We start from the raw sequence: 19,803 nt of genomic DNA, 5'->3' as shown, positions 1-19,803 counted from the left end.
GAGGCTTCCCTGTTCGAATTGAAGTTGGTACAGACGTATGAATAAGTACTAGCACAGCCTAATAACCGCGCCAGTTGCAGGCTCTAAGCCTTTCGGAGGAGAAAGACGACCCTGTTTCAGATTTGATTCAGTTGCGTTTTGAGCAAATCGCGAAAGGTCTGAATCAGCGGCTCGCGAGTACGCCCTCGGCGCAGGATCAGCGAGAACGGTGCCTGGTAGCCAAATACCGCTGGCAGCAATACCCGCAGCTTGCCCTGATCCACCCAGGGCTGGGCGTAGTGCTCCGGCAGATAGCCGATGTAGGCGCCAGAGAGCACCAGAATCAGCTGCGCCTCCATCGACTCCACCGTGGCCGCACTGTGCTTGAAACCATGGCGTGCCAGTTCGGCCTGGCTCCAGTAGCCACGGCCCACCATGCGTTGCTGGGTGATCAGTTCTTCGGGTATCCGTCTCTGCTCGAACAGGGCATGCCGCTCGCTGCAATACAGCCAGTGTTGCTCGCGATACAACGGCTGGTAGACCAGGCCGTTCATGCGCGTGGAGAAAGCACCGATGGCCAGATCCAGACGATTGTCCAGCACCGCCAGTTGCAGCTCATAAGGGCTCATCACCGACAGGTGCAGATGCACGCCAGGGTGCTCCTGGCTGTAGGCGCCGATCACCTCGGCCAATGGCAGGGCCGGATCGCTGACCGTGGAGTCCAGCACACCGAGGTTGAGGGTGCCGCGCAACTCGCCCTTGAGCGCCGCCGAATAGCGCTCGAAACCTTCCAGTTCGCCGAGCAGGCGCAGGGTTTCCTGGTGAAACAGCTCGCCCTTGCTGGTCAGGCTGAAGCCGCCGCGGCCTCGATGGCAAAGCACAATGCCAAGCTGGCTTTCCAGCTGGCTCATGTAGGTGCTGATCGCAGAAGTGGACAGGTTCAGTTCCTGCTGCGCGGCGGCGAAGCCCTGATGACGCACCACGGCGACAAAGATCTTCAGCAGTTTCAGGTCGGGTAAAGCGAGGGACATGGCGGCGCACGGCAGAGGAACGGAGCGCCAGTGTAGCGCCCTGCCCTGGCCTGGCACATCCAGCAAACGTAGCCCGGATGAAATCCGGGACAACAGCCAGCCTATTTCCCCGGATTGCATCCGGGCTACAAGACTACACCGCCCTGCTCTAGGCACAGACCGACGAAACAACAGGTGCGCGCGGCGCATCCTACGGAGCGGCGCTAGCTTAGTACCCGAATGAAATCCGGGGCAGCGCATGGCGTATCAATAGTTCAGCAATCACTGAACTAAGTATTTGTTCGATGCGATTTAAACCATTCGCAGGCTGAGCCAACAATGCTGCCATAACCAGGCGCCGACTCGAATCGGCCGCCACCGGGCGCCACACCACGCCCCTTGCCAATCTGCCGCTGACCTTCGTCCTCTTCAGGAGACGGCCATGCGACTGGAAATCTTCCGCACCCTCTGGGGTTACCGCGGCAGTTGGCAGCAAGCGCTCGACGAAGCGCTCGGTGCCGGCTTCGACGGTATCGAAGCGCGCATCCCCGAGACCGCCGCGCAGCGCGCCATCAATGCCCGTCTGCTGCGCGAGCAGAATGTCCCCTATATCGCCACCCTGTTCACCTCCACCCCGGTTCTGCCACGTCAGAGCGACAGCCCGCAGGTGCACCTCGAAGACCTGCGCATGAAGCTCGACTGGGCCGCCGAACTCGGCCCGCGCCTGGTCAACGTGCTGCCCGGCAATGATCGCTGGGCGCTGAGTGAGCAGGTCGACTTCTTCGCCCGAGCCGTCGAACTGGCCTCGGCCAGCGGTCTGCGCGTGTGCTTCGAAATTCATCGCGGCCGCTCGCTGTACAGCCCCTGGGTCACTCTCGACGTGATTCGCCAGGTGCCCGAACTGCGCTTCACCAGCGACATCAGCCACTGGCTGGTGACCTGCGAGCGCCTGCTCGACGATCCCGCAGACGACCTTTCCGCCTTTATCGAGCGGGTCGACCACATCCAGGCTCGCGTGGGCTACGACCAAGGCCCGCAGGTGCCGCACCCCGGCGCCCCGGAATACGCCGAGGTACTGGCCTTCCACCAGCGCCACTGGGAAAGCATCTGGAGCAGCCAGGAAAAACGCGGCCTGCAGACCACCACCCTGACCCCCGAATTCGGCCCGGACGGCTACCTGCACCACCTGCCCTTCACCGACATGCCGGTGGCCGACCTGTGGCAGCTCAACCAGTGGATGGCGCGCTGCGAGCGCCAGCACTTCCACCGTTTCACCAGTCGCTGAGGAGCCGTGATGAACAACAACGCCAAGCATTTCACCGAAATCCCCGTGGTCGACATCGCCGGCCTGTTCAGCAGCGACCCGGCCGAGCGCCTGGCCGTGGCCGAGAACCTGGGCCGCGCCGCCCGTGAGGTGGGCTTTCTCTACATCAGCGGCCATGGCATCGAGCAGACGCTGATCGATGGCCTGCACCGCGCCGCCGAGGACTATTTCGCCCAGCCCCTGGACGCCAAGATGCGCCACTACATCGGCACCTCGGCCAGCCACAAGGGCTTCGTGCCCGAGGGAGAGGAACGCTACGGCGCTGGCAAGCCGGACCACAAGGAAGCCTTCGACATCGGTTTCGAAGTCCCCGCCGACAACCCGCTGGTGCTGGCCGGCACGCCGCTGCTGGGGCCCAACGACTGGCCAACGCTGCCCATTTTCAAGGAAGCGGTGCAGGCCTACTACGCGCGCATCTTCCAGCTTGGTCGCATGCTGTTCCGTGGCTTCGCCCTGGCCCTCGGCGTGCCGGAAAACACCTTCGACGAGATGGCCAACTTCCCGCCGTCGAAGCTGCGCCTGATCCACTACCCCTTCGACGGCGACGCCCAGGATGCCCCCGGCATCGGCGCCCACACCGACTATGAGTGCTTCACCATCCTGCTCGCCGACCGCCCGGGGCTGGAGGTGATGAACGACCTCGGCCAGTGGATCGACGCACCGCCGCGCGAGGGTACCTTCGTCGTCAACATCGGCGACATGCTCGAGGTGATGAGCGCCGGCACCTTCGTCGCCACCTCGCACCGTGTGCGCAAGGTCAGCCAGGAGCGCTACTCCTTCCCCTTCTTCTATGCCTGCGACTACCACACGCAGATCCGCCCGCTGCCGCAGTTCGAGGCCACCGGCCAGAGCTACGAAACCATCAGCATCGGCGAACACATGTGGAGCCAGGCGCTGCAGACCTACCAATACCTCAAGAAGCGCGTCGAGGACGGCCAGTTGCAGCTGCCCGAACGCGCCCGCGCACCGTCCAGCTTCGGCCACCTGAAGCACCAGCCGAGTGCGCTGTGACTTTCCACGCTGCCAACACAAGCCCTGACCCGGAGATAAACAATGACAACCCGTAAACCGCTGCGCACCACCGCCCTGGCTCTGGCCTGCACCCTCGCTGGCCTGTTCAGCACCGCCCACGCCGCAGAAACGCCCAAGACCCTCGCCAGCGGCGAGTTGAAGGTGGGCATGGAGATTTCCTACCCACCGTTCGAATACTACGAAGGCGACAAGGTGCTCGGCTTCGACCCGGAGGTTTCCGCAGCGCTGGCCAAGCGTCTGGGCCTGGAGGCGAGCTTCAGCGACATCACCTTTCCCAACCTGATCCTCGGCCTCGACGCGGGCCGTTTCGACACCATCATCTCCGGCATGTACATCCTCCCCGAGCGCCTGGAGAAAGCCGATGCCATTCCCTACGCCAAAACCGGTGCGGCGATCATGGTACGCAGCGACGCCGAAAAGAAACCGGCTACCCCCGAAGAACTGTGCGGCATGACCGTTGGTCTGCAACAGGGCACCTCATGGATTCCGGCACTGCAGAAAGTCTCCGACGGCTACTGCAAGGAGCAAGGCGCCGGCGCCATCACCATCAACCAGTACCCGACCACCGCCGAAACCACCCAGGCGCTGCTCTCCGGCCATATCCAGGCACACCTGGAGATCGACGCCGCCTCGCTGCGCATCGTCGAACGTGCCAAAGGCCGTATCGCCATCAGCTCCAAGGGCTCGATCTATCCGCAGGTGCTGGGCATCTACGTGAAAAAAGGCAACGCCCAGTTGCTCGACGCCCTGAAAGCCGCGCTGGACGAGTTCAAGGCCAGCGGCGAGTACAGCGAGTTGCTGAAGAAATACAACCTGGAAGAAGCCTGAAACCAACCCGTGGATAAGCCTTATGGCTCACCCACGGGCGCTGCATGGCATGACCGCTTCACCCCGCTGGCCGGTGCTTGATCAGGCCAGCGGCCTTTTTTCGGCTTGAGTAGCAGGTGCCCCATATGCCGTTCGAATGGAGCTATTTCTTCTCCCTGTTTTCCATGCCGGCCTTCTGGGCCGCGTGCTGGACGGTGGTCAAACTCAGCAGCCTGGCCTGGCTGCTCGGTCTGGTGCTGGGCTTCGGCCTGGCCAGTGCCAAGCAGGCCGCCAGCCGCTGGCTCAGTGCGCCAGCCGCGATCTACGTGTGGTTCTTTCGCAGCGTACCGCTGCTGGTGCTGCTGATCTTCGTCTACAACCTGCCACAACTCATCCCGGCCAGCGGCAAGGTGCTGTCCAACCCGTTCTATGCCGGCCTGTTCGCCCTGGTGCTGACCGAAGCGGCGTACATGGCGGAGATTCACCGCGGCGGCCTGCTCTCGGTGGCCAAAGGTCAGCGCGAGGCGGCCCGCGCTTTGGGCATCGGCCGCATCGGCGCGCAACGGCTCATCGTGGTGCCGCAGGCCTTTCGCATCGCCCTGCCGACCCTGACCAACGAGTACGTCACCATCGTCAAGCTGACCTCGCTGGTCTCGGTGATCTCCCTCAGCGAGCTGCTGCTGGTGGGCCAACGCCTCTACGCGCAGAACTTCCTGGTGCTGGAAACCCTCGGCGCCGTGGCCGTGTACTACGTGCTGATCGTCAGCCTGTTCGGCTGGGGCCTGCAGTATCTGGAGCGTCATCTCGACCTTGGCCGGCGTAAACCGAGCACCCTGGGTGAGGCCCAGATGGCCGAGCTGCGCAGCAGCCTGCCGCAGGTGACGGCCGGCGGCGCGCAGGCGCGCCAGCCCGGTACCCCGGCGGCGCTGCACCTCAGCAACATCCACAAGCACTACGGCGACCACCATGTGCTCAAGGGCATCGACCTGAGCGTGCAGCCCGGCGAGGTGATCTCCATCATCGGCCCGTCCGGCTCCGGCAAGACCTCGCTGATCCGCACCATCAACGGCCTGGAAAGCATCGACCAAGGCGAGATCGTGCTGTTCGGCGAGTCGTTCATCCAAGCCGGCGACCGCCCCGAGAACCGCCGCCAGCGCGAAGGCGTGCGGCGCATCGGCATGGTGTTCCAGAGCTTCAACCTGTTCCCGCACCGCACCATTCTCGACAATGTGCTGCTCGCGCCGCGCTACCACGGCCTGGGCGATACCGCCGACCTGCGCCGGCAGGCACTGGCGCTGCTGGACAAGGTCGGCCTGCTGGCCCACGCCAACAAGTACCCGCACCAGCTCTCCGGTGGCCAGCAGCAGCGCGTGGCCATCGCCCGAGCCCTGGCGATGAAGCCGGACATCATGCTGTTCGACGAGCCCACCTCGGCGCTCGACCCGGAACTGGTCGGCGACGTGCTCGCGGTGATCCGCGACCTGGCCCGCGAGGGCATGACCATGCTGATCGTCACCCACGAGATGGACTTCGCCCTGTCGATTTCCGACCGCGTGCTGTTCATGGAAAACGGCCACGTCCAGCTCGACGCCTCGCCCGACGCCATCCGCAGCGGCAACCACGAACGTGTACGCCGTTTCATCGGCCTGGAGAACGCATGAACGATATCGCCACCCTGCGCCGCGACCTGGCCGCGGCCTATCGCCTGGCTGCCCTGTTCGGCTGGGACGACACCCTCTACACGCACTTTTCCGTGCGCCTGCCAGGCGACGGCGAGCCGCGCTTTTTAATCAATCCCTTCGGCCTGTTCTTCGAGGAGATCCGCGCCAGCGACCTGATCGTGGTGGACATGCACGGCAAGGTGGTCGAGGGCAACGCCGACTACAACGTCGCCGGCTTCACCATCCACAGCGCCGTGCACATGGCCCGCGACGACGCCCACTGCGTGATCCACACCCATACCCTGGCCGGTATGGCGGTGGCCGCTCAGGACGCCGGCCTGCTGCAGCTCAACCAGATCAGCACCGAATTCCACGGGCGCCTGGGTTACCACGCCTATGAAGGCGTGGCGCTGGATCTGGACGAACGTACACGTATCCAGGCCTCGCTGGGCGACAACATCGCCCTGCTGCTGCGCCACCACGGCCTGCTCAGCGTCGGCGCCAGCGTCGCCGACGCCTTCTACGTCATGCATTACCTGAACCGCGCCTGCGAGATCCAGCTCGCTGCCACTGGCGGTGGCCAGCCCTGCAGCGAGATTCCCGCGCACCTGGCGCAGCACGCCTGCGAGCAGTTGCAGGGTGCCGAATGGCAGCGCCAGCTGATCTGGCAGGCCTGGCTGCGCAGGCTCGATCGCCTCGATCCCAGCTACCGCGACTGACGCGCACGCCACGCCGCACCTTATGAACCGGGGCTTACAGCCTTACTTCAAACAATCCTGAAGTAAGTTTTTGCCCCAGCCGATTTTTCCCAGCGCCTGGCCGGCCAAGAATCCGGCCACAACCAGAACGAGCCTGAGGCCCACCCATGGACAAGACCTTCCACCAGCCCCTGGGCGGCAATGAAATGCCCCGCTTCGGCGGCATCGCCACCATGATGCGCCTGCCCCACATCCAGAGCACCGAGGAAAAACGCCAGCTCGACGCCGCCTTCGTCGGCGTGCCGCTGGACATCGGCACCTCACTACGCTCCGGCACTCGCTTCGGCCCACGTGAGATCCGCGCCCAGTCGGTGATGATCCGCCCGTACAACATGGCCACCGGTGCCGCTCCTTTCGACTCGCTCAACGTGGCCGATATCGGCGACGTGGCGATCAACACCTTCAACCTGCTCGACGCCGTGCGCATCATCGAAGAGGCCTACGACGAGATCGTCGAACTCGGCATCAAACCGCTGACCCTGGGTGGCGACCACACCATCACCCTGCCGATCCTGCGTGCCCTGCACAAGAAGTACGGCAAGATCGGCCTGGTGCATATCGACGCCCACGCCGACGTCAACGACCATATGTTCGGTGAGAAGATCGCCCACGGCACCACCTTCCGCCGCGCCCAGGAAGAAGGCCTGCTCGACAGCCAGCGCGTGGTGCAGATCGGCCTGCGCGCCCAGGGTTATACCGCCGAGGACTTCAACTGGAGCCGCAAGCAGGGTTTCCGCGTGGTGCAGGCCGAGGAGTGCTGGCACAAGTCGCTGGAGCCGCTGATGGCCGAAGTGCGCGAGCAGGTCGGTGGCGGCCCGGTGTATCTGTCCTTCGACATCGACGGCATCGACCCGGCCTGGGCACCCGGCACCGGCACCCCGGAAATCGGCGGTCTGACCACCATCCAGGCCATCGAGATCATCCGTGGTTGCCAGGGCCTGGACCTGATCGGTGGCGATCTGGTCGAGGTCTCCCCGCCCTACGACACCACCGGCAACACCTCGTTGCTCGGCGCCAACCTGCTGTACGAAATGCTCTGCGTGCTTCCGGGGGTTCAGCGTCGCTGACCGTCGGCTTTTACTGCTCCGCCCGGGCGCCCCGCGAGGCGCCCGGTACATACAAAAACAATCAAGGTGCCCAGATGAATCGTGACGAAACCATACCGCTGCTGGACGACCAGCCACCGACCGATAACCCCTACAGCGTGCGTCAGTTACTGATCTTCCTTATCCCCTCGTTGCTCGGCGTACTGCTGTTTCTCACCCCCATCGTTTACGAAGAAAAGGTCACCATCGGCCTCGGCGTCATGGCTGACGCACTCAAGGCTGCCGTCAGCGATCAGCTGCCTGCCATCGCCACGGGGCTGCTAATCGTCTCGGCAGTCCTGGGCCTGTTTGGCAGCCTGCTCAAGCCACGCTGGCTTACCGAGCGTCGCGCGTTGAACGACCTGTTCGTGCTGCCACCGCTGTGGCTCGCCCTGCGCGTGCTCGGCGGGCTGTTCGCGGCCATGACGTTCTGGCAATTCGGCCCGGAATGGGTGTGGAACGCCAATACCGGCGGGGTGGTATTGAAAGACCTGGCGCCGGTGTTGATCACCTTCTTCCTGGTCGCCGGCCTGATCCTGCCGCTGCTTACCGACTACGGCCTGATGGAGTTCTGCGGCACCCTGGTGCGCAATGTGTTCCGCAAGATTTTCGGCCTGCCCGGACGCTCGGCCATCGACGCCATCGCCAGCTGGCTCGGCTCCGGCACCGTCGGCGTGCTGATCACCGCCCAGCAGTACCAGAAGGGCTTCTACAGCGCCCGCGAAGCGGCAGTGATCGCCACCAACTTCTCCATCGCCTCGATCGCCTTCAGCCTGCTGATCACCAGCTTCATGAAGCTCGACCATCTGTTCGTGCCCTTCTACCTGACCGTGGTGGTCGCCGGTCTGGCCGCCGCCATCATCACCCCGCGTATTCCACCGTTGTCGTGGAAGAAGGACGAGTACGTCGTCGGGGTCGGCAAGCAGATCAATGAAGACGTGCCGGCCGGCACCTCGCTGCTGCGCTGGGGCCTGCTGCAGGCGGTCAGGCGCGCCAACGCCAATCCCTCGCCGGGGCAGATGGTCAAGGTCGGCGTGCACAACGTGGTCGATATCTGGCTGGGTCTGCTGCCACTGGTAATGGCCATCGGCACCGTTTCCCTGGCCATCGCCGAGTTCACCCCGATCTTCAACTGGCTGTCCGCGCCCATCGTACCGTTGCTGGAATTGCTGCAACTGCCGGAAGCCACCAAGGCAGCGCCAGCGATGCTGGTGGGCTTCGCCGACATGTTCCTGCCAGCGGTGCTGGGCAAGGGCATCGAGAGCGAACTGACCCGCTTCGTGGTGGCCTGCGTGTCGCTGACCCAGCTGATCTACATGTCCGAGGTCGGCGTGCTGATCATCAAGGCCAAGCTGCCGCTGAATCTGCTGGAGCTGTTCGTCATCTTCATCATCCGCACCCTGATCACCCTGCCGATCATCGCGCTGATGGCGCACTGGATCGTCGGCTGACGTCGACACAAGGACCTGACCATGACCACCTGCGGCGAATTTCTCGTCAAGCAACTGGAAGCCTGGGGCGTCGACACCGTGTTCGGCATCCCCGGCGTGCACACCGTCGAGCTCTATCGCGGCCTGCCCTCGAGCAGCATCCGCCACGTCACCCCGCGTCACGAACAGGGCGCCGGCTTCATGGCCGACGGTTATGCGCGCGTCTCGGGCAAACCGGGTGTGTGCTTCATCATCACCGGCCCAGGGATGACCAACATCCTCACCGCCATGGGCCAGGCTTACGCCGACTCGATCCCGATGCTGGTGATTTCCAGCGTCAACGAGCGCGCGCGCCTGGGCCTGGGCAAGGGCTATCTGCACGAGCTGCCCAACCAGCGGGCGATGACCGCCGGCGTCACCGCCTTCAGCCACACGCTGATGAGCGTCGAGGAGCTGCCCGGCGTGCTGGCTCGCGCCTTCGCCGTATTCGAAGGCGAGCGCCCGCGCCCGGTGCATATCGAACTGCCATTGGACATCATCACCGCAGACGCCACGCATATGACCCCGGCGCCACGGCCAACGGTGCACCGCCCGGCGCCCAACCGCACGCTGATCCGTGAGGCCGCTGGCCTGCTCAAGCAGGCCAAGCGCCCTCTCCTGCTGCTGGGCGGCGGTTGCGTATCCGCCGAGGCTGAAGCCCGTGCTCTGGCCGCTGCACTGGATGTGCCGACCGCGCTGACCATCAATGCCAAGGGCCTGCTGCCGCCGGGCCATCCGCTGCTGCTGGGCAGCAACCAATCGCTGCGACCGGTGCGAGACCTGGCATTGGAGGCCGACGTGGTACTGGCCATCGGCACCGAGCTGGGCGAGACTGACTACGACGTGGTGTTCGACGGCGACTTCCGCCTACCCGGCCGACTGATCCGCATCGACATCGACGCTCAGCAATTGCAGCGCAACTTCACCCCGCATCTGGCGATCCAGGGCGATGCCCGCGTGGCCATGCGCATGCTGCTGGCCGAGTTCGACCCGCGCGAAGCCAACGCAGGCAGCCCCGGCGCCCGGCGTACCGCAGCCGTGCAGGCGCGCCTGAACGAGGACTTCAGCGGTTGGGCGCATTACCGCCAGCTGTTCGACTGCATCCTCGATGCCCTGCCCGACGCCCGCTTCGTCGGCGACTCGACGCAGACCGTGTACAGCGGCAACCATCTGGTCGAACTGGACGGTGCGCGGCGCTGGTTCAACGCCTCCACCGGCTACGGCACCCTCGGCTACGGTCTGCCGGCAGCCATCGGCGCCAAGCTGGCCGAACCTTCGCGGCCGGTGATCAGCCTGATGGGTGATGGCGGTATTCAGTTCACCATCGCCGAGCTGGCCAGTGCCGTAGAGGCCAGGGTCGGTATCATCGTGCTGCTGTGGAACAACGCCGGCTACGGCGAGATCAAGCGCTACATGCAGCGCCGCGATATCACCCCGATTGCCGTCGACATCTACACGCCTGATCTGCTGGCCATCGCCCGTGGCTTTGGCTGCGCCGCCGAGCGTGCGCGCAATCATTCCCATCTGGCCGAGCTGCTGCGCAGCGCGCCCGACGACCGCCCCTTGATCATCGAAGTGCAGGAGGCTGCGCCCTTTCATCCCTGACTACATCGATCGCGATTGATCGCGGCTAAAGCCGATCCCACAGATAGCCGGGTATCCCTGTGGGAGGGGCTTTAGCCGCGACATCCACCGTACTCCCGGATCGCATCCGGGCCACGGCCATAACCACAAGATTCAGCTGTACCACTGACTGCCGCCCACCAATACCAATAATCAAGCATCGGGGAGTCGTTCCATGTTCAAGAATCTCAGCCAGCATTTCGGCCAGGACGGCCTTGCCCCTACCGACAAGGCGCATCGCAGCCTCGGCCTGGGCGGCACCATCGCCCTGTGGCTGGGCGCCAACGTGGTGGTCACCACCATCCTCACCGGCATGTTGCTGGTGCCGGATCTGAAATTCACCCAGGCCATGCTCATCGTCCTGATCGGCTCCGGTATCGGCATCCTGCCGCTGGTGCTGGTCGGCCTGATGGGCCAACGCTCGGGCCTGACCACCATGGTGCTGGCGCGCGGCAGCTACGGCGTACACGGCGCCAAGCTGCCGTCACTGGTCAACCTGCTGACCCTGCTGGCCTGGAGCTGGATCCAGGCACTGCTGGCCGGCATGAGCCTGAACTATGCGGTGGAGCACCTGACCGGCTACTCCAACCTGCCGCTGTTCACCATCCTCTGCGAGACCCTGGTGCTGCTGATCGCCCTGCGCGGTCACCTGGGCATCGAGCGGGCCGAGCGCTGGGCTGCCATAGGCATGCTCCTGCTGGCCGGCGCGGTGTTCTATGTGATGGGGCAGAAATTCGAGTTCGCCAATCTGTTGTCTATGCCCACCGAACCGCGCAACGAGATCACCCCCGGCATCGCCTTCGATATCGTCATCGCCACCGCGTTTTCCTGGATTCCGCTGGCCGCCGACTACAACCGCAACTGCCGCAGCCAGGGCGTGGCGGGGGTCGGCACCTGGGTCGGCTATGTCGCGGCCACCCTGCTGGCTATGGGCCTGGGCGCGACCGTATCGGGTTTCTCGGTGCTGACCGGTATGGAGCAGACCTACGACCCGGCGGTATTGCTGGCAGGTTTCGGCTTCGGCTTGCCGGCGGCGATCGTGGTGTTCCTCTCGGTGATGACCACCAACGTCATGTGCGTCTACAGCGCTTCGCTGTCGTACCTCAACATCAGCCCGAAAACCCCGTTCTGGAAGCCCGCACTCTGCATCGGCGTGCTGTCGATCCTCGGCTCGCAGATTCCCGGTATTCTCGACAACTTCCAGAGCTTCCTGCTGGTGATCGGCAGTGTGTTCATCCCTGCCTTTGCGGTGCTGATCGCCGACTACTTCGTGATCCACAAGGGCGACTACGCGGTGGATGAGCTGCTCAGTGAAGATGGCGGCCGCTATCGCTACCTGAACGGCTTCAACCCGGCCGCCTTCGTCGCCTACGGCCTGGGCGCGGTGCTGGCCTACTACTGGGGCTGGGTCTCGCCGCTGGCCTGGGGCGCTTCGCTGCCGGTATTCCTGATCACCGCTGCCAGCTACGCCGTGCTGCGGCGCTGGGTGCTGGTGCCACGGGCACAGCTGGCGTAGCGTGATGACAACCGTGGCGGGTAGCACCCGCCCGACCGGAAACGACGCCCCGTAGGGCGGGTGCAACCCGCCACCGAGGCCACCGCAGGGTGCGAACCCGGTTTGAGGAACGACCATGAAAATCGTCAGCCGTGACCGCTGGTTCGAGGTGGAGCACCGCCACGATGGAATCTGCCTGATCCATGAGCCTTACGTGCGCCCCTTCTATCGCTGCAACATGTGGCATGTGCAGGGGCGCGAGCATGACGTGCTGATCGACTCGGGTTCCGGGCTGGTCAGCCTGCGCGAGCAACTGCCGTGGCTGACCGAAAAGCCGCTGCTGGCGGTGGCCAGCCACTGCCACTTCGACCATATCGCCGGGCATCACGAGTTCGATGAGCGCCTGGTGCATCCGGCCGAGGCCGATATCCTCGCCGCACCGGACGGTGCCAATACCCTGGCCACCGACTTCGTCGGCGACGACATGTTCGAGGCGCACCCGGATTGCCCGCTGTGCTACGCCGAATACCGCGTACGTGCAGCGCCGGCCACGCGCTTGGTCGAAGATGGCGACGTACTGGATCTGGGCAATCGGGTATTGCAGGTGCTGCACACGCCCGGACATTCACCGGGCGGCATCAGCCTGTGGGAAGCGCAGACGCATACGCTGTTTTCCGGCGACATCCTCTACGATGGCCCGCTGATCGAAGACGCCTACCACTCGAATCTGGAAGATTACGCGCGCAGTCTTGCGCGCCTGCGCGAGCTGCCCGTACGCACCGTGCATGGCGGACATTTCGCGAGTTTCTCGGGAGAGCGGATGCGCGAGCTGATAGACGCCTGGTTCGACGCCCATCGGCTCACCTGACGAGTTTCAGCGACGCTGACGCTCGCGGCGCAGGCGTTGCTGCTCGGCTTCACTGATGCGAATCGGCTGAGGTTGCGGGGCGAGGCCAAGGGCCTGCAGCAGGGCTTGCAGTTGTTCTTGCAGCTTGGCGAGCATGGGTACGACCTCCTGCCAAGTAAAGGGAAGAGCCAGCGGCTCACCTATAAGATTAGGCCGGGCCAAACGGATTTCAACCAGCCTCCGTCAAATCACCGGACTCTTGCGTCGATACGGGAACACGTCGATCACCTTGCCCGCGCGAATCGCCTCCTGCAATTGTTTCCAGTAATCGGCCTCATAGAGATTGCCATGCAACTGGCTGAAGAGCCGGCGCTGCTTGATATCGGCGAACAGGAACGGCGGAAACTCCTCGGGAAACACGTCCATCGGCCCCACCGAATACCAGGGCTCGGAACTCATCTCGTCCTCGGGGAAACGCGGCGGCGGGATGCGCCGGAAGTTCACTTCGGTAAGAAAGCAGATCTCGTCGTAGTCGTAGAACACCACGCGGCCATGGCGAGTGACGCCGAAGTTCTTCAGCAACATGTCGCCAGGGAAGATATTGGCCGCCGCCAGTTGTTTGATGGCCAGGCCGTAGTCATCCAGCGCCTCGCGTACCTGCGCCTCGTTGGCACTTTCCAGGTAGAGGTTGAGCGGGGTCATGCGCCGCTCGGTCCAGCAGTGTCGTACCAGCACGGTGTCACCCTCCACCACCACGGTGGACGGTGCCACCTCCAGCAGCTCGGCGAGGCACTCAGGCTCGAACTTGGCCTTGGGAAAACGGAAGTCGGCAAACTCCTGGGTATCGGCCATGCGCCCTACGCGGTCGACGCTTTTCACCAGGCGGTACTTCTCGATCACCGTCTTGCGGTCCACTGTCTTGGCGTGAGCGAAGCGGTCCTTGATGATCTTGAACACGGTATTGAAGCCCGGCAGGGTGAACACGCTCATGACCATGCCACGCACGCCGGGCGCCATGATGAAGCGATCATCGGTGCTGGCCAGGTGGCCGATCAGGGCGCGGTAGAACTCGGATTTGCCGTGCTTGTAGAAGCCGATCGAGGTGTACAGCTCGGCGATGTGCTTGCCCGGCAGGATGCGCTTGAGAAAGCCGACGAACTCGGCCGGAATGGCCACGTCCACCATGAAATAGCTGCGGGTGAAGGAGAAGATGATCGACACCTCCGCCTCGTCGGTGATCACCGCATCGGCCTGGATACCCTGCCCTTCGCGATGCAGCAGCGGGATCGCCAGCGGCCACTGCTCCTCTCGGGTGTAGATGCGCCCGATCAGGTAGGCGCCCTTGTTGCGATACAGCACCGAGGAAAACAGCTCGATGCACAACTCAGGATCCTTGCACACCCAATCCGGCAGGCTGGCGCGCAGTTGCTCCTGCAGACGTTGCAGGTCGCGCGGCAGATCCTCGTAGGGGGCGTCGAAACGGTAATCGTCGAAGATCGCCTGCAATGCCAGGTGCAGCTCGCCAGCCGGCCGATAGCAGCGCGTCTGGGCGGCGCTGGGCTGGTTGCGTAGCGATGGCCGGGTGGTGTGGATGAACATGCAGCCATCGCTGATCTGGTCATGGCTGAACAGGCTGCAGAAGATCGAGTTGAACCAGGTTTCCGCCAGCTCATCGTCGAAACGCAGATCGATCAAGGCGATATAGGCGCTCTTGACCAGCGGCCACTGCCCGACGTCCAGCAGCGAAGCATCGAACCCTTGCAGCAGGTGCTCGCGGGTTTCTGCGACCTTCTCTTCGTAGAGGTTGATGCGCGCCGCCGAGGCTTGCTGCGCTTCCTGCCACTGCGCCTGTTCGAAGCGTACACGGGCACCATCGGTGATCTGGCGAAAATGCTCGCGATAATCGTCGAAGCCATCGAGGATCAGGCGAGCGATCTCGCCGGCCGGCCATTGCTGCGCCATGGAAGTACCTCGCAAGGAAATGAGTGAAGCGAGCTTAGCCTCAACGCCGGCCAAACGTAGCCCGGATGTAATCCGGGGACTATCGCTCAAGTCCTCCCGGATTTCATCCGGGCTACGGGATGGCGTAAATCTCGTTCGAAAGCGCGATGCGGATTGCCAGAACCCCGCCCAGCGGCAACACTCTCGGCCCCACCCTGCCGGATACTCCGCCTTGCGTACCGCCGACCTGCTCCGCCTGCTGCTGCTCGCCGCCATCTGGGGCGCCAGCTTCCTGTTCATGCGCGTTGCCGCACCGGTGCTGGGCAGCATGCCGACCGCGTTCTTTCGCGCCAGCTTCGGCGCGCTGGGGCTGCTGGCGTTGCTCCTGCTGCTGCGCAGTAACTGGGACTTTCGCGGCAAACTGCGCATCTGCCTGGGGCTGGGCGTGATCAACGCAGGCCTGCCCTCGGCCATGTATTGCCTGGCGGCACTGATCCTGCCGGCCGGTTATTCGGCGATCTTCAACGCCACCACACCCCTGATGGGCGTGCTGATCGGCGCACTGTTCTTCCATGAGGGCATCACCCCGAGCAAGGCGGCGGGCGTGTTTCTCGGCCTGCTCGGCGTAGCGGTGCTGACCCGCACCGGCCCAGTGGCCTTCGACCTGCAACTGCTGCTCGGCGCCGGTGCCTGCCTGGTGGCCACCACCTGCTACGGCTTCGCTGGTTTCCTTACTCGACGCTGGATCGGCCAACAGGGCGGCCTGGACAATCGCCTGACCGCCTTTGCCAGCTTGGTGGGGGCCAGCCTGTTCCTGCTGCCGCTGTTCGCGGGCAGCCTGGCGCTGCAACCACCGCCAAGCTGGGGTGGCATCGAGGTATGGCTGTCGCTGGCCGCCCTCGGCCTGGTCTGCACGGCCTTCGCCTATGTGCTGTATTTCCGTTTGCTGGCCGATATCGGGCCGATCAGGGCTAGCACCACCACCTTCCTGATCCCGCCGTTCGGCGTGTTGTGGGGCGCGCTGCTGCTGGGTGAGCCGCTGAGCTGGGACTACCTCCCCGGCTGCGTGCTGATCGCGTTGGCGCTTTGGCTGGTGGTGCGCCCAAGCGTGACCAAAACCTAGCCCGGATGAAATCCGGGAGACAGGCGATGAAAGTTCCCGGATTGCATCCGGGCTACGGACTGGTAGTCAGGCCAGGCGTGGCGAAAGCCTAGAGGCCTTGCGGAACCACGAACCTGTAGAAGCGGCGCCCCGCCGCGAATCTGGGCAGCGCAAAATTGAAAAGCTTCGCCCCGGGGCGGGGCTCCTACGAAAGGAGCCATTTAGAAAGTAGCCCGGATGAAATCCGGGGCGCAGGCGGCGTGACTCCCCGGATTGCATCCAGGCTACGGACTGGCGGTCAGGCCAAGCGTAGGTGGATCGCGCTTCATTGATCCACCCTACGCCTGCAGCTGCTTTACTGCTGCAGCTCCTGCTCGGTGAACATATCGCTGAACAGCATGCTCGACAGATAGCGCTCGCCGGAGTCCGGCAGGATCACCACCATGGTCTTGCCCTGCATCTCCGGCTTCTCCGCCAGACGCACCGCCACTGCCATCGCCGCACCGCAGGAGATACCACAGAGAATGCCTTCCTCGCGCATCAGGCGCAGGGCCATGGCCTTGGCCTCATCGTCAGTGACCTGCTCGACCTGATCGACCATCGCCAGATCGAGGTTCTTCGGCACGAAACCGGCACCGATCCCCTGGATCTTGTGCGGAGCCGGCTTGACCTCGTCACCAGCCAGGGTCTGGCTGATCACCGGCGAACCTACCGGCTCCACTGCCACCGACAGGATCGGCTTGCCCTGGGTCTGCTTGATGTAACGCGAAACGCCGGTGATGGTGCCGCCGGTGCCGACGCCGGAGACCAGCACATCAATGGCGCCTTCGGTGTCGCGCCAGATTTCCGGGCCGGTGGTCTTTTCGTGGATGGCCGGATTGGCCGGGTTCTCGAACTGCTGCGGCAAGTAGTAGTCAGGGTTGGCCGCCACCAGTTCGTTGGCCTTCTCGATCGCGCCCTTCATGCCCTTGGCCGGCTCGGTCAGCACCAGCTCGGCGCCCAGGGCCTTGAGCACCTTGCGCCGCTCCAGGCTCATCGAGGCCGGCATGGTCAGCACCAGCTTGTAACCACGCGCTGCAGCGACGAAGGCCAGGCCGATGCCGGTATTGCCGGAGGTCGGCTCGACGATGGTCATGCCCGGCTTGAGCACCCCGCGCTCCTCGGCATCCCAGATCATGCTGGCGCCGATGCGGCACTTGACCGAATAGGCCGGGTTGCGGCCCTCGATCTTGGCGAGGATGGTCACGCCTTTCGGCCCCAGGCGGTTGATCATCACCAGCGGCGTATTGCCGATGGCCTGGGAGTTGTCAGCGAAAATGCGGCTCATGATTCCTTCCTAAGCAGATGGATGATGAATAAGGGCACCAGCCTATGCCCAGGTGCGGATGCAGTCCAGCCGAACAGATCGGCGTGAACGTAGTCCATCGAAGATAACTGCTCCGACAGACGCCGCCATGAAACGACGCTTCAGCTGGCCCCTCAGGGCTCTGCTCATCCTGGTTCTGCTGGTACTGACCGCGCAGCTCGCACTGCCGTGGCTGATCCGTGACTACCTCAACGACAAGCTCGCCGAGATGGGCGACTACCGTGGGCATATCGCTGATATCGACCTGGCCTGGTGGCGCGGCGCCTACCGCATCAACGACCTGCGCATCGTCAAGAGTAGCGGCGACGTGCCGGTGCCACTGCTCGACGCACCGCTGATCGATCTGGCGGTGAGCTGGCAGGCACTGTGGTCGGAACGCGCTGTGGTCGCGGAAGTATTCTTCGAGCGGCCGCAGTTGAACTTCGTCGATGGAGGCGAAAATGACCAGGCCACCCAGACCGGTGCCGGCACCGACTGGCGCGACCAGCTGAACAAGCTGCTACCGATCACGCTCAACGAACTGCGGGTGATAGACGGCCGCATCAGCTTTCACAACTTCACCACCGATCCCAAGGTGGAACTGAGCGCAGACCAGGTCAACGCCAGCCTCTACAACCTCACCAATGTCGGTGACGAACCGGGCGACCGGGTCGCGCACTTCGAAGGTCGCGCGCTGTTGCTGGAGCACGCGCCACTGGAGGCCGAGGCAACCTTCGATCCATTCGAGCAGTTCGAAGATTTCGAGCTGCGCCTGCGTGCGCAGGACATCGACCTGACGCGCTTCAACGACTTCGCCCGCGCCTACGGCCGCTTCGACTTCAAGCGCGGCAACGGCGACCTGGTGGTCGAAGCTCAAGCCAAAAATGCTCAGCTCAACGGCTACATCAAACCCCTGCTGCGTGATGTCGAGGTGTTCGACTGGGAGCAGGACGTCGAAGATGAAGATAAAGGCGTGCTGCGCTCGCTCTGGGAGGCCATCGTCGGCGGCAGCGAGACACTGCTGAAGAACCAGCGCCGCGACCAGTTCGCCACCCGTGTCGAACTCAGCGGTAGCGTGCACGACCAGCAGACCAGTGCATTCCAGGCCTTCATCGCCATCCTGCGCAATGGTTTCGTCGAGGCCTTCACGCCCCGCTACGAACGCCCGCCACCTCAGCAGGACGGCAGCTGAGCTGTAGTCGTAAGCAGCGGTGACCGCCCATTCAGTGACTGAATACTGCGTCTGCGTTCACAGCCACCGGAGCGGCGCGTTATAGTCGCGCTCTGAATTTCTGCTGCGGGCCGGCCCCGCGCGTTACCGTTCCGAGGATTTTCCGATGAAGTTCGAAGGCACCCAGTCCTACGTCGCCACCGACGACCTCAAACTCGCGGTCAACGCCGCCATCACCCTGCAGCGCCCACTGCTGGTCAAGGGTGAGCCGGGCACCGGCAAGACCATGCTCGCCGAGCAATTGGCCGACGCCTTCGGCGCCCAGCTGATCACCTGGCACATCAAGTCCACTACCAAGGCGCATCAGGGCCTGTACGAATACGATGCGGTCAGCCGCCTGCGCGACTCGCAGCTCGACTCGGACAAGGTTCACGACGTTCGCAACTACATCAAGAAAGGCAAGCTGTGGGAGGCCTTCGAGGCCGACGAACGCGTGATCCTGCTGATCGACGAAATCGACAAGGCCGACATCGAGTTCCCCAACGACCTGTTGCAGGAACTCGACAAGATGGAGTTCTACGTTTACGAGACCAACGAAACGATCAAGGCCAAGCAGCGCCCGATCATCATCATCACCTCGAACAACGAGAAAGAGCTGCCGGACGCCTTCCTGCGCCGCTGCTTCTTCCACTACATCGCCTTCCCGGATCGCGACACCCTGAAGAAGATCGTCGATGTGCACTACCCCAACATCAGCGGCGAGCTGGTGGCCGAGGCGCTGGACGTGTTCTTCGACGTGCGCAAGGTACCGGGCCTGAAGAAGAAGCCCTCGACCAGCGAACTGGTGGACTGGCTCAAGTTGCTGATGGCCGACAATATCGGTGAAGCAGTGCTGCGCGAACGCGACCCGACCAAGGCGATCCCGCCGCTGGCCGGTGCTCTGGTGAAGAACGAGCAGGATGTGCAACTGCTCGAGCGCCTGGCCTTCATGACCCGCCGCGCTTCTCGGTAAACATCGGGCGGCTGCGCGTCGGCCAGGCTGCGTTGAGAGCAGGCTCGCAATGCTCATGTACAAAAGTACACTGCGCTTGCTCGCCTGCTCTCGCCTTGCCTGACTCTAGCTCGCTCGCCCTTCCTCTGGTGCGGGCAGTGGC

At 63.9% G+C, this 19,803-nt stretch carries 17 protein-coding genes; 13 read left to right on the top strand and 4 right to left on the bottom strand.

Going from position 1 to position 19,803, the window contains the following annotated elements; all coding sequences use genetic code 11:
- Window positions 1-116: 116 nt before the first annotated feature.
- Window positions 117-1,010: a LysR family transcriptional regulator gene (locus tag BLT86_RS03520; RefSeq protein WP_017677412.1), complete on the bottom strand. Its 894-nt coding sequence runs from the start codon at window positions 1,008-1,010 to the stop codon at window positions 117-119.
- A 421-nt stretch (window positions 1,011-1,431) separates the two neighbouring features.
- Here BLT86_RS03520 and BLT86_RS03515 point away from each other — a divergent pair, with 421 nt between their 5' ends.
- From BLT86_RS03515 to BLT86_RS03470, 10 genes are all read left to right on the top strand, one after another.
- On the top strand, window positions 1,432-2,274 hold the full coding sequence (locus tag BLT86_RS03515) for a sugar phosphate isomerase/epimerase family protein (RefSeq protein WP_092374677.1): 843 nt from the start codon (window positions 1,432-1,434) through the stop codon (window positions 2,272-2,274).
- Window positions 2,275-2,283: 9 nt separating this feature from the next.
- A complete protein-coding gene (locus tag BLT86_RS03510) occupies window positions 2,284-3,324 on the top strand; it encodes an isopenicillin N synthase family dioxygenase (protein ID WP_092374674.1) in 1,041 nt (346 codons plus the stop codon).
- A gap of 42 nt (window positions 3,325-3,366) precedes the next feature.
- On the top strand, window positions 3,367-4,173 hold the full coding sequence (locus BLT86_RS03505; RefSeq protein WP_092374671.1) for an ABC transporter substrate-binding protein: 807 nt from the start codon (window positions 3,367-3,369) through the stop codon (window positions 4,171-4,173).
- A gap of 125 nt (window positions 4,174-4,298) precedes the next feature.
- Window positions 4,299-5,813, top strand: a complete 1,515-nt coding sequence (locus tag BLT86_RS03500) for an amino acid ABC transporter permease/ATP-binding protein (RefSeq protein ID WP_092374669.1) — start codon at window positions 4,299-4,301, stop codon at window positions 5,811-5,813.
- On the top strand, window positions 5,810-6,532 hold the full coding sequence (locus BLT86_RS03495; RefSeq protein WP_092374666.1) for a class II aldolase/adducin family protein: 723 nt from the start codon (window positions 5,810-5,812) through the stop codon (window positions 6,530-6,532). Before BLT86_RS03500 ends, BLT86_RS03495 begins: the two co-directional genes overlap by 4 nt.
- 146 nt (window positions 6,533-6,678) lie before the next feature.
- Window positions 6,679-7,638, top strand: coding sequence for an agmatinase (gene speB, locus BLT86_RS03490; RefSeq protein WP_017677418.1), 960 nt, complete (start codon window positions 6,679-6,681; stop codon window positions 7,636-7,638).
- A 74-nt stretch (window positions 7,639-7,712) separates the two neighbouring features.
- The gene (locus tag BLT86_RS03485) at window positions 7,713-9,107 is read left to right on the top strand and encodes a YjiH family protein (protein ID WP_064494561.1); all 1,395 of its coding nucleotides are present in this window, start codon (window positions 7,713-7,715) and stop codon (window positions 9,105-9,107) included.
- A 21-nt stretch (window positions 9,108-9,128) separates the two neighbouring features.
- Window positions 9,129-10,730, top strand: coding sequence for a 5-guanidino-2-oxopentanoate decarboxylase (locus tag BLT86_RS03480; protein WP_092374663.1), 1,602 nt, complete (start codon window positions 9,129-9,131; stop codon window positions 10,728-10,730).
- Between the two features lie 193 nt (window positions 10,731-10,923).
- Complete coding sequence (locus tag BLT86_RS03475) at window positions 10,924-12,264, top strand: purine-cytosine permease family protein (RefSeq protein ID WP_092374660.1); 1,341 nt, start codon at window positions 10,924-10,926, stop codon at window positions 12,262-12,264.
- Between the two features lie 115 nt (window positions 12,265-12,379).
- Entirely contained in the window at window positions 12,380-13,111 is a 732-nt protein-coding gene (locus BLT86_RS03470; RefSeq protein WP_092374657.1) for an MBL fold metallo-hydrolase, read from the top strand.
- A gap of 6 nt (window positions 13,112-13,117) precedes the next feature.
- Here the strand turns inward: BLT86_RS03470 and BLT86_RS26200 are convergent, their stop codons facing one another.
- Window positions 13,118-13,246, bottom strand: a complete 129-nt coding sequence (locus BLT86_RS26200; protein WP_017677423.1) for a PA1414 family protein — start codon at window positions 13,244-13,246, stop codon at window positions 13,118-13,120.
- Window positions 13,247-13,333: 87 nt separating this feature from the next.
- Complete coding sequence (gene aceK / locus BLT86_RS03465; RefSeq protein ID WP_092374654.1) at window positions 13,334-15,052, bottom strand: bifunctional isocitrate dehydrogenase kinase/phosphatase; 1,719 nt, start codon at window positions 15,050-15,052, stop codon at window positions 13,334-13,336.
- Window positions 15,053-15,263: 211 nt separating this feature from the next.
- On the opposite strand from aceK, the gene BLT86_RS03460 reads away from it, so the two are divergent.
- Window positions 15,264-16,154, top strand: coding sequence for a DMT family transporter (locus BLT86_RS03460; protein ID WP_092374651.1), 891 nt, complete (start codon window positions 15,264-15,266; stop codon window positions 16,152-16,154).
- 334 nt (window positions 16,155-16,488) lie between these two features.
- On the opposite strand, the gene cysK is transcribed toward BLT86_RS03460, so the two are convergent.
- The gene (gene cysK, locus BLT86_RS03455) at window positions 16,489-17,460 is read right to left on the bottom strand and encodes a cysteine synthase A (RefSeq protein WP_092374648.1); all 972 of its coding nucleotides are present in this window, start codon (window positions 17,458-17,460) and stop codon (window positions 16,489-16,491) included.
- A 127-nt stretch (window positions 17,461-17,587) separates the two neighbouring features.
- On the opposite strand from cysK, the gene BLT86_RS03450 reads away from it, so the two are divergent.
- Both BLT86_RS03450 and BLT86_RS03445 read left to right on the top strand, forming a co-directional pair.
- Window positions 17,588-18,670 (top strand): DUF748 domain-containing protein, encoded by a 1,083-nt coding sequence (locus BLT86_RS03450; protein ID WP_092374645.1) that lies wholly within the window; start codon window positions 17,588-17,590, stop codon window positions 18,668-18,670.
- Between the two features lie 145 nt (window positions 18,671-18,815).
- Complete coding sequence (locus tag BLT86_RS03445) at window positions 18,816-19,661, top strand: AAA family ATPase (RefSeq protein ID WP_092374643.1); 846 nt, start codon at window positions 18,816-18,818, stop codon at window positions 19,659-19,661.
- The last annotated feature ends 142 nt before the right edge of the window (window positions 19,662-19,803 follow it).

It is taken from the genome of Pseudomonas sihuiensis (assembly GCF_900106015.1).
GTDB lineage: Bacteria > Pseudomonadota > Gammaproteobacteria > Pseudomonadales > Pseudomonadaceae > Aquipseudomonas > Aquipseudomonas sihuiensis.
Note: the sequence above shows the minus strand (reverse complement) of the source record. Positions and strands in the feature narration are given on the sequence as shown.